Origin of the sequence: Roseomonas sp. CAU 1739 (assembly GCF_039839775.1) — a bacterium.
Lineage (GTDB): Bacteria > Pseudomonadota > Alphaproteobacteria > Acetobacterales > Acetobacteraceae > Neoroseomonas.
In genome coordinates, this window is the sequence record NZ_JBDOQQ010000042.1 from 1 (window position 1) to 10233 (window position 10233).

General features: G+C 65.6%; 10 protein-coding genes. 7 read left to right on the forward strand and 3 right to left on the reverse strand.

The window, feature by feature from the left end:
• Window positions 1-933 precede the first annotated feature (933 nt).
• The gene (locus AAFN86_RS29295) at window positions 934-1137 is read left to right on the forward strand and encodes a hypothetical protein (RefSeq protein ID WP_347547254.1); all 204 of its coding nucleotides are present in this window, start codon (window positions 934-936) and stop codon (window positions 1135-1137) included.
• A gap of 94 nt (window positions 1138-1231) precedes the next feature.
• Here AAFN86_RS29295 and AAFN86_RS29300 read toward each other — a convergent pair whose 3' ends face one another.
• Window positions 1232-1993: an aspartate/glutamate racemase family protein gene (locus AAFN86_RS29300; RefSeq protein WP_347547255.1), complete on the reverse strand. Its 762-nt coding sequence runs from the start codon at window positions 1991-1993 to the stop codon at window positions 1232-1234.
• Between the two features lie 20 nt (window positions 1994-2013).
• Window positions 2014-2979 carry a tripartite tricarboxylate transporter substrate binding protein gene (locus tag AAFN86_RS29305; RefSeq protein WP_347547256.1) on the reverse strand — a complete coding sequence of 322 codons (966 nt, stop codon included), beginning with the start codon at window positions 2977-2979 and terminating at the stop codon, window positions 2014-2016.
• A gap of 456 nt (window positions 2980-3435) precedes the next feature.
• Here AAFN86_RS29305 and AAFN86_RS29310 point away from each other — a divergent pair, with 456 nt between their 5' ends.
• From AAFN86_RS29310 to AAFN86_RS29335, 6 genes are all read left to right on the forward strand, one after another.
• Entirely contained in the window at window positions 3436-4137 is a 702-nt protein-coding gene (locus AAFN86_RS29310; protein WP_347547257.1) for a hypothetical protein, read from the forward strand.
• Window positions 4138-4175: 38 nt separating this feature from the next.
• Window positions 4176-5222: a histidinol-phosphate transaminase gene (locus AAFN86_RS29315; protein ID WP_347547264.1), complete on the forward strand. Its 1047-nt coding sequence runs from the start codon at window positions 4176-4178 to the stop codon at window positions 5220-5222.
• Between the two features lie 34 nt (window positions 5223-5256).
• Window positions 5257-5688, forward strand: coding sequence for a VOC family protein (locus AAFN86_RS29320; RefSeq protein ID WP_347547258.1), 432 nt, complete (start codon window positions 5257-5259; stop codon window positions 5686-5688).
• Between the two features lie 7 nt (window positions 5689-5695).
• The gene (locus AAFN86_RS29325; RefSeq protein ID WP_347547259.1) at window positions 5696-6703 is read left to right on the forward strand and encodes a tripartite tricarboxylate transporter substrate binding protein; all 1008 of its coding nucleotides are present in this window, start codon (window positions 5696-5698) and stop codon (window positions 6701-6703) included.
• Window positions 6704-7008: 305 nt separating this feature from the next.
• A complete protein-coding gene (locus AAFN86_RS29330; RefSeq protein WP_347547260.1) occupies window positions 7009-7983 on the forward strand; it encodes a DUF3489 domain-containing protein in 975 nt (324 codons plus the stop codon).
• A complete protein-coding gene (locus tag AAFN86_RS29335) occupies window positions 7983-8684 on the forward strand; it encodes a recombinase family protein (protein WP_347547261.1) in 702 nt (233 codons plus the stop codon). Before AAFN86_RS29330 ends, AAFN86_RS29335 begins: the two co-directional genes overlap by 1 nt.
• A gap of 461 nt (window positions 8685-9145) precedes the next feature.
• On the opposite strand, the gene AAFN86_RS29340 is transcribed toward AAFN86_RS29335, so the two are convergent.
• Window positions 9146-9508, reverse strand: coding sequence for a hypothetical protein (locus tag AAFN86_RS29340; RefSeq protein ID WP_347547262.1), 363 nt, complete (start codon window positions 9506-9508; stop codon window positions 9146-9148).
• Window positions 9509-10233: the final 725 nt, after the last annotated feature.

Genomic DNA, 10233 nt, shown 5'->3' on the forward strand with positions numbered 1-10233 from the left:
ATTTCGAGCGGCATTGCCGCATCGCTGCCGCCTTTGTCCGCATGGCCATGATCCGCATCATGCTGCGGCGCCTCGCCGCAACGCCCTCAATGTGAATCCAAACTTCCCGGATGGGCTCTCACACTACGCAGAGGTCGGGGCACTGCTGTGCGGCACCAAGGGTACAGTTGGCTAAGGGGGCGGACAGCGGGCGGTGGAAGTGCTTCGCAACACAAAGCGCTCTGATCCGCCCGCCGCATGTCACAGAAGCCGGCCTTGCCGCCGAGGATGGCCGCTTCCCTCAACTGGTATGATCTCATGTCCTACGCCCGCGCCATCGCATCCTGGCGTCGGACACCACCATTGGCGGACATCGCTCGGCGCGCCGGCTGAAGGTTTGCATCCGTACTCGATGCGGTCTTCAGAGAAGGAGCTGCCGCATTGTCGGCACCTCAGCAGCCTCGTGCCGCCGCGCATGGGTGCGAACCGGCCGCCGTAGTCGGGAGGGCATGATGCCACGCCGCTTGGCCTGGCGTGCTTCGTGTTGGTCATTTTGAACCTCAACATCGGCGCGTGCCCGACCGACACTGGCGACCGTGGTTAGGTCGCAATTCGGCCGTCAGACCAGCAGCGCGCAATCATTGATGGATCGGCCAGGGTTGTTGCTTCTTCGCCTTTGGCGTTCTTGATTCTAGGGCCACGTTGATTTTGTTCAAAGTCCGGGTGCATTTGCAAGCCCCGCACCGCCTGAGCCTGGCCATGTCCTCGCGGGTCAGCACTGCGGAACACACTGTGAGCCGTCCCGCGGATAGCAGGTGGCGGGTTCTCCCCGGCACTATTGTGCGAAGCGTTGCAGCGCCAGCCTAATCTTGGCGCGATATTCTGCATCTTGTCGTTTGTGCAACCCGGTCCCAGCGCAAGGCGTTGGTCCCGACGGCAAGGGAGACGTTCGTTATGGAAACCATCATCGCGCGCACCTCGTCGCAACCGGACGGTAGCGCCGAGGCCGAGATCTATTGGAAGGCATGCGCGGCCATTCGTGACGGTGAAGTAGCCGCTGGCGTCGCCGACCTTCTTCCTTTGACCTGGGCACGGTCGCTACTCGTCCGCGAACGCGCGCGCCAGGTGCTTGCCAAGCATGGGGCTGCGATTCATTAGGGCTCTGCTCGGCATCTAGAGATGCGGACAGGAAGACGACGGCCGCGGTGAGCTACTGCTAACTTCCATTCGACCAGCCTAGGGCGCGGGGCGCCTAACGAGCGCGCCGGTCGGCGTAATCCGGTCCAGTAGCCGGGGGACCGAAATCGCACGGCGATAGACCGGCATGAAACCACGTGACGAGCGTGTATACGTCGTAGACGGGGATGCGGAACGTCCTAGCTACCGCGCGCGAATAGGGCGCCATATTGTGGCACTCGAGGACGATCGCCCCGGTCTCGGGATGCCGTCGCAGCAGTTCCTCGGTTGCCTGCAGCATGTCCTTTTCGGCGGCCTCGCAGTCGAGTTCGCGCTCATTGCCCAAGAGCACTCGGGTAAGTTCGGTCCCGTTCTCGGTGCCGACGATGGGCGTGGTTGGATCGACGTCGATGGCCCGGAGATGGGCGGGCCCGAGACGCTCGCCCTGCACCGTCAGAATGCCGACGCGCTTACCCAGCGGCAGCATGCTCTGCACGAGCGGAATTTGCATGAGGGACGAACTGGCGACCGGGACTTTGACATGGGCAGCGAGGTCCTTCTGGAATATCGAGAGGAAGCCGCCCGTGGTGGTGATCCCATCCGCCCCCTCGCTGACTAACTCCGCCGCGGCGTCCAGGAATGGCTGGCGCAGCGTGCCGCCCTTTTCGTGGATGACTTCGCGCGCGGTCGCTCCCTTGACCACCTTGTAAAGGACAGGAAAAGGCCACGTCTCGGCATTGCCCGTGTCACCGGGCACGCGCGGGAATGCCATGTCGAGCATGAGGATCCCGACACGCGCGCCGTAGAGTGCCTTTCCACCATAGGCCTTGCGGGACATGGGTGCTTCCTTGCCTCTGTTCAGTCAGCGCGGATGTTGCCGCGACGGATGACTTCCGCCCAGCGCACAAAATCCTCTCGGATCATTTCACCAAATGGCGCCGGCCCCTGCGCGGTGACGTCGGCGCCGAGGCTGTCCATGAGTTGGCGCACCGGCGGTGAGGTGACAGCGGCGATGAGCGTCTCGTGCAGACCGTTGACCACCGCGTCGGGCGTGCCCCTTGGCGCCATGACACCGACCCAGAGAGGCACCTGAACGTTGGGATAGCCGAGTTCCGCAAAGGTCGGCACATCCGGCATCGCGGCAGTGCGCCTGTTGGAGGCGACAGCGATTGGCCGGATGCGGCCATCGGCCATGAGGCCCCGCGTTGTTGCGTAGGTGGTGAAAGTGAGCGCAACCGTACCAGCGACCATGTCGTTCAGCGCCTGCGAAGCGCCGCGATAGGAAACCCCCAACCAGTCGGTGCCGGTCGCCTGCGACAACAAGGTCATGGCGAGATGCCCCTGCGATCCTGGACCCGGATAGCCGAAGCTAATCCGACCGGGCTGCGCCCGTCCCGCTGCAAGGACGCCCGCGAGATCCTGCCCGACCGTGTTGCCAGCCGCGAAGAGAGCATTCGGCATGTTGACGAGATAGCTGACCGGCACGAGGTCCCGCTGCGGATCGTAGGGCAGGGCCGCCATTAGAGACGGGGCAACGGTCACCGGACCACTCACCGCGAAGAGCAGCGTGTAGCCGTCGGGCCTCGCCTTGGCGACGAAGTCGGCGGCGATGGTGCCATTTGCGCCGGCGCGGTGCTCGAATACCAGGGGTTGGCCAATGATCCCCTGGAATGCCTCGGCGATCGGCCTGCCGATAACATCGAGCGTGCCTCCGACGGCAAAGGGAACAACTAGGCGAATGGGACGATCGGGAAAGCTCTGGCCCTTGGCGACCGAGGGGATCCCGATAGATGCAAGCAGGACGGCGAGGATCACACTGCGCATGCTCAGTCCTCTCGTACCTGGCGGAGCCCCCTGCCCCACCACGGAAACCATCATTGGGGATGCGCGCCGCGTAAGCAAATGGACGAAGATCTTCGCCATGTGACGGCGAACGTCTGAAACCCCTTCGAGCCGCGGATCTTGTAGGTTCGGCCCGCCACGGGGCAACCTCTCCGCCGCCACCTCGACAGGCGAAACCGATGTGCCACCTGTGCTCGATCGCCTCGAACCATCAGGTTCTTCAGCGTCATAACATGGCGCTTTGCGGCACTGCGTGGAACTTGGCGCCGAACTTCGACTGGACGCGCCCAAGGTCTCGGCACTCCGCCTGTCTGCACGGCGTCCAAGTGGATCGCGGCAGCAATCTCGCACACCACCCGGCTTGGCATTTTCTGCTTCATCGATCACCCTCCAACTTAGGTTGAGTCAAATCGATGCATCCTCGAACCAGGTACTGCCATGATCGATCCTGCGGCCAGTTTCGCCGATCTCTCCGTCCCCACCGTGATCGCCTGCCTGACAAAGCTTGGAATGCGGTCACGGTACTTCACCGACCTCCGCCCGATCAGCACCGCTCAACCGCGGGTCTGCGGCACGGCCTTCACCGTGCGAACCATCCCGGTGCGGGAGGATCTGCGCGACGCGACTAATACGGGCAAGCTTCCGAATCTGCATCGCCGCGCGCTTGCCGCCGCGCAGCCCGGCCAAGTGATCGTATTCGATTCCGACAACAGTGCCGGCTATTCGCCGCTCGGCGACATCCTCGCCCAGGCGCTGCATCAGAGCGGGGTGCGCGGCTTCGTCACGGACAGCGGCGTTAGTGACATCCCCGGTATTACCGAGGTCGGCTTCCCGGTTTTCTGTCGCGGCTCGGCGCCGGTGCCGGGGACGGTGAAGTTCGCTGTCGCCGATTGGAACCTTCCGATCGGCTGTTCTGGCGTCGCGGTATTCCCGGGCGACATCATCCTGGGCGACGCCACGGGCGCGGTCTGCATCCCCCAGGAGATCGCGGAGGAGATTGCCACTATGGCGCGCAAGCAGGAGCTGCTCGAGTCATTCATCCTTAAGCGCATCCGCGACGGCCACCCGATCGAGGGCACCTATCCGCCCGATGCGACGACACTCGCGGCCTTCGAGACCTGGAAGCAGAGGCGGTCGTGACGCCACGCGCCTATGTCGAAGATCCCGGCCTCAGCGTCGTGCAGGGCGGCGCCCCGGCTGGCGATCCTGCAGCCTGGGCGAGGCTCGCAGCCAATGAATCGAGCCAAGGCTGCAGCCCACTGGTGCTGGAGGCGGTGGCGCGAGGCAGCGGATCGCTCAACCGCTACCCCGATCCACAGTCGCGTCAGTTGCGCGCCGCCCTCGCCCGGCGTTTCGACCTGCCAGAGGATGGCATCATCTGCGGCAACGGGTCAGAGGCGGTGATCGAAAGCATCGTCCGCTGCTACGCCCGCCCCGGCGACGAGGTGGTGTTCGGTGAGTATACCTTCATCCAATTCCGCATCTTCGCCAGTCGTGTCGGCGCGACGCCCGTTGCCGCGCCCGAGCGGGCCCACACGGCTAGTGTTGATGCGCTTCTCGCCGCCGTCACGGCACGGACAACGATCGTGATCCTCGACAATCCAGGCAATCCGACGGGCACCACGATCTCGGCCAGTGAGGTGCGGCGCTTGCGCGACGGGCTACGTCCCGACATCGTGCTTGTGCTCGATTCCGCCTATGCCGAGTATGTCGATGCGCCTGACTACACGGCTGGACATGACATCGCGGCGGAATCGGGCAACGTCATCGTCACGCGCACCTTCTCCAAAGCCTTTGGCCTTGCGGCGTTGCGCGTCGGCTGGGCGCATGGGGCGCGCGAATTGATCGCGGTGCTCGAACGGGTCAAACAGATTGGCAATGTTAACGCGTTGGCCCAGGTCGCCGCGGTCGCCGCGCTTGACAACATGGCCTTCATGCGCGCGGCTGTAGCCGAGACCATCCTCACCCGGCGGCGAACGACCTCGGCGCTAAACGCGTTGGGCCTGCATCCGCTGCCAAGCCAGACCAACTTCATCTGCCTCGGCTTTCCCGACGCTGCCTGCGCTCGCACGGCCTGGCAGGCGCTTCTGGACGACGGCATCGCGGTGCGCCGCATCGACGATTATGGCTTGCCCGCCTTCCTGCGCGTCGGCATCGGCACGGATGCGGAAATGGATCGCACCCTCGCCTCGCTCACGCGCCACCTGGCGACCGCCGGCGCCTGACCTTCATCGCCCATCATCCGCTCAAGGCAGACCCATGACCGCAGATCCTCTGTTCTACGAACAGTCCATCACCTTCCTCTACACCGATGACCTCGAACGCCACGCCGCGTTCTATCGTGACGTGATGGGGCTAAAGCTGGTGCTCGAGCAGAGCGTGGCGAAGATCTTCCAGTGGACGCCGACCTCCTTCCTCGGCGTCTGCGACAAGGAGGGCCGGCCGCGCGGCAACAAAGGCATCATGCTGACCTTCCTCGTCGAAGATGCCCAGGCGACCTATGATCGCTTGCTCGAGAGAGGCGTCGTATTCGACGAGCCGCTCGAGGCCCGCGGCGGATACAATTTGCGTTCCGCCTTCTTCCGCGATCCCGAGGGCTATGTGCTGGAGATCCAGGAATTCATGGATCCGCGCTGGCCCTACCCCGATGGCCGCAAGCCCCGCGCCATCGCCGCCGACCCAGCGGAGTGACCAAGCCATGACGCTCATTGCCGAAGCTTCCAACCCGCTTGCACAGGACGAGGCCTCGACTGGCCGCCGTACGGTGCTCGCCGGCCTTCTGGCCGTACCGGCTGTGGCACGCGCGCAAAGCGCGTATCCGAACCGCCCGATTCGCTACGTGGTACCTTGGGCGCCCGGCGGTGCGACGTCGAACATCGCGCGGATCATCGGGGATGCCATGGCGCCGATCCTTGGCCAGCCCGTCGTGCAGGACAATCGCCCGGGCGCGGGCGGTGGGCTTGGCAGCGACTTCGTGGCCAAGGCCGCACCGGACGGATACACGTTGCTCGCCGCGGGGGCAGGCACCTTCTACCGCTCGGTGGTCGAACGCGACGTGCCCTATGATGCCTTCCGTGACTTCGGCTTTGTCGCGCCAGTCGGCGACGGACCCTTCGTGCTCATCACGCGTCAAGGTCTGGCGGACGACCTCGCGAGCTTCATCGCCAAGGCCAAGTCCGAGCCGGGCAAGATGAATTATGCCTCTTCGGGCATCGGGTCGACATCCCATCTGACGACCGAGATGTTCAATCATGCGGCGGGAATCGAGGCGACGCACATCCCCTATCGAGGCGCTCAGCCGGCGATGATCGACCTGATCTCGGGCCGCGTGGATTATTGCTTCGATGCCTTGACTTCGGTGGCAGAGCACGTGCGGGCGGGGCGCATCGCCGCGCTCGCAGCCACGACCACGCAGCGCAGCGCTTTCGCTCCGGAGATCCCGACCATCGCCGAGACCGTCTTGCCCGGTTTCAGTGCGGCGCCCTGGTGGGGAATCGTGACACCAGCAGGGTTACCCCCGGAAGTGACGGCGAAGCTTTCCGCCGCGGTGATCCAGGCGCAACAAGATCCAACAGTGGTGGCGCGACTGGCCGACCAGGGCTGCCGGGCTTTCTCGATGCCGCCGGGAGAATTCGCGGAATTCGTGCGGCGGGAGAATTCACGCTGGGTCAACGCGATCGAGGTAGCGGGCCTGCGCGTGTCGTAGCGCACGCGACCGGAGGGGCATCGACCCGCCGGAGCACACCCACCAGAAGGGCCTGTTGGGGCAACTCGCGTCGATGGGCGAGGACACGATACCGGGACGGAGCCGCTCCCACCGCCGCGGATGCCGGCGACGCGAGACTTCTGCTGAGAAAGTAACAAGATGATCGCGACCTGCGCTTGGCTTCGCGCTGCTTCGGAGCGAATGGTCGTGTTCGCGGAGTTCACCGCGCTGCTCCGCTGAGGCCTGATCCGCGGGGCTCTGGCTGGTAGCACCCGGATCATCGGGTGCAGAACCGGAGTCCGACGATGACGAAGCTATCCGACACCCAGCGTGTGATCCTCAGCCAGGCCAGCCAGCGCGAGGATCGGCTTGCACTCCCGCCCCAACGCCTGCCCGCAGCGGCGCGGCAGACGGTGGCGAAGTCCCTGCTCAAGCAGGGGCTGGTCAGCGACGAGCACGCCGGTACCAATCGCGCCCGGGATGCCTGGCAAATCGACGGGCAGCCCACACTGCTGCGCATCACTGACACGGGGCTGCACGCCATCGGGGTCGAGCCGGAGCCGGCCACCGCGGTGGACGAGGCCCAACTCGGCGGGCTGACCGAGGCAGAGTACGCGGAGGAGCAGACGCTCGCGCTGGCCGCCCTCGAGGCCGACGAGGACCTTTCGGCCGACACCGTTGATGTGCAGCGGCAGGCGACGGCGGGGGACACCGGCGCGCGGCCCGACGCCGCCCTCTTCCCCGTGGTGAGGCTAGCAGACTCACGGGCGGCCTTTCCGTCTGCGCCGCCCTCCGCCAGCGACGAGGCGCCAGAGGGCCCTCAGCGCCCGCCTGTGAGTCACCAAGGGCCCACGGGCCGAGCGGCCGCCCTGCGCATCGCCGTGGCGGCGGTCCTGGTCGCCTGGGACGCCCCGGAGCGCGACGGTCTAGACGACGCCGTCGCGGGTCTGCGGGACGTCCTGGCTGCCTCACCGCGGGTACCTCGCCTCACGCGCGACCCCGCCGCCGCGCGTCAGCCCCGCACCGGCACCAAGCAGGAGGCCGTGCTGGCGATGCTGCGCCGAGACGATGGCGTCACTATCGCCCAGGTCATCGAGGCCACTTCGTGGCAGCGGCACACGGTCCGCGGCTTCCTCGCCGGCCTCAAGCGGAAAGGCCTCACCGTCGAGGTGCTTGAGCGCGTGCGCCAGGTCGGCCCGAACAAGCAGGGTGCGAAGGGCTCGTACTCGATCTACCGGATCGCCTGCGGTGCCACCGCCACGCCGGCAGAAGCCGGCTGATGCGCCTCGGTGTTCAGGCACCTCGTCTCGCGGTCGGGCTTACCCGGGTCTCGACCGCCGAGCAGGGCCAGAGCGGACTGGGCCTGGAGGCCCAGCAGGCCAGCATCCGCTCCTTCGTTGCCGCGCAGGGATGGACGCTGGTGGCGGAGTACTCCGACATCGCCTCCGGCAAGGATGACAGGCGCCCCGGCTTCCAGGCGGCATTAACGCGCTGCCGGCAGTTGGGCGCCGTGCTGGTTGCAGCAAGGCTGGATCGCATCACCCGCCGTGCCCACACGCTGTCGCAATTGCTGGAAGACGGCGTCTCGATCCGGGCCGCCGACATGCCCAACGCCGACGATCTGATGCTGCGGATCTACGCCGCCATGGCGCAGAAGGAGCGAGAGCTGATCAGCGAGCGGACCAGGGCGGCGCTGGCGGCGGCCAAGGCGCGAGGCCAAGCGCTGGGTGGGAACCGGGGCTATCGGCCAGCAGTGGGGCCCAACGCCTCGGCAGCTGCCGCCGCACGCCAGGCGTCCGCGGATCTGACCGCGCATCGTTTGCACCTCGAGTTGGAGCGACTGCAGGAGGGCGGCCTGGTCGGCTACGCTGAGCTTGCGCGCGCGCTTACGGCCAACGGCGTAGCAACGCCGCGTCGCGCAACCGTGTGGACCCACACGACCGTTTCAAGGCTGCTCTCCAGGACGACCCCGTCCCGGTGATCGCCGTTGCCGCGGTTATGTCGGCCGCGCCCCACTTCTCGAGTGCGGCCACAAAGCAACGCTATCTCCGAGGCGTTCGAATGCCGCGAAGTTCGGCGCGATGACTCGCAGTTCGGCTACATCCTGGCTTATCGACACTGAACCTCTCTTACCGCAGTCCAAGAAAGCCAAGGACGAACACCACAATCACCACGAGGCCCACGATATAGATGAGATTATTCATCTTTGATCCTTTCGTTCGGAAGGAAGCGCACTTCCCGGAGTTGCCACGTGGGGTCTGCCCCCGCTAACCGGTCCAAGCGATATCGACGTCGTGCGATTTGGCCGCGCATCAATGCAGCGAACGCGAGCACGAGAGCGGCTGCCTTCCAGGTGCCGCGGGGGGGCTAAGCCGGGGCTTCCTGGCGCTAGAAGCCCCTCCGCCTGCGCTGCAATCCTACGGAGCCGGGACTGGCGCATCTTTAGCGCCGCATCAACTGGGCGATGGTAAAGCCCGCCAACATAGCGGCGCCGACTGTGGTCAACGGTTGGCCTCGCACCGTACTGGCCATGGCTGCCGCGCTCTGCTGAACCGCTGCGACTGCATCATGCGCCACGATCCCGGCTCGATCCGCGGCATTGCTGACGGACGGGACGGCGCGATCATCCACAAGGAGCTCAACCTTCTTGCTCAGCGCAGCGATCTCATTTCGCAATCCGGAGATTTCGCTTTGTAGTTCGGAAATCTCGCCGAGCAGTTGGGTATCTTCCCGTTGCACATCGCGAGGTTCATCAATGAAAGCTCGAGTATGCCTATCCTCGGGCCAGTCCTCGCTGCTTGCCATCGAAGTCTCCTTTCGCAGGGGCGTTTAGAAGGAACGCTGCCGTGCGGAGAAAGTTCACGCAAAACTCGCCGTTCGCCGATCGAATCTCACAGGAAGGGGTCCCGGAGGACGGCGCACGGCCCCGCGTTGGCGGGACAGACACCTTGCTCGCACCGGAAGGGATCTCCAGCGCAGTCAGGTGATCGCCACCCCAATCCTGCGGTGCAGGATACCGCTCCAGCGGCTGCGGAAGGTCGCGGAGCCAGAGTGGCCGCTCGTCGGACGGCGCAACGCGCAGCCGCGGCAAAGTGCCGCGCGGCGCTGACCCGTACGGCCGCGGAGGTGACCGGAACTCTCCGCCGCCGCCCTGTTCCTCTCGACCAGGCACTGACCCGACGGGTGCGGATACGATCGAACAGGCGACCATCGTCCACACCATCCCGGTGAAGCAGATGCTGAGCGCGACCAGGCGTTGCATCCGCTTTCCTCCTCCTCGCATCTTCGAATGCCATCTTACCATGGCGCCCTGTTCACCACCGACCAACGGTCGTTGCTCGGTGTTGAACAGATGCGATCCGGAACTCAGCCGACGCGGGGATTGCGGGATGCAGCCCTGTCATCGCCGCGATCGAGCGCTGGTCCTTCGAGCACGCCGCCCGCTCCGCGAATCTCGCGCTCGATCCTGGCGATCTCCGCCGCCAGCTCGGCATCGGTGAGATAGCTGAGATCGTTCTCGACCACCGGCC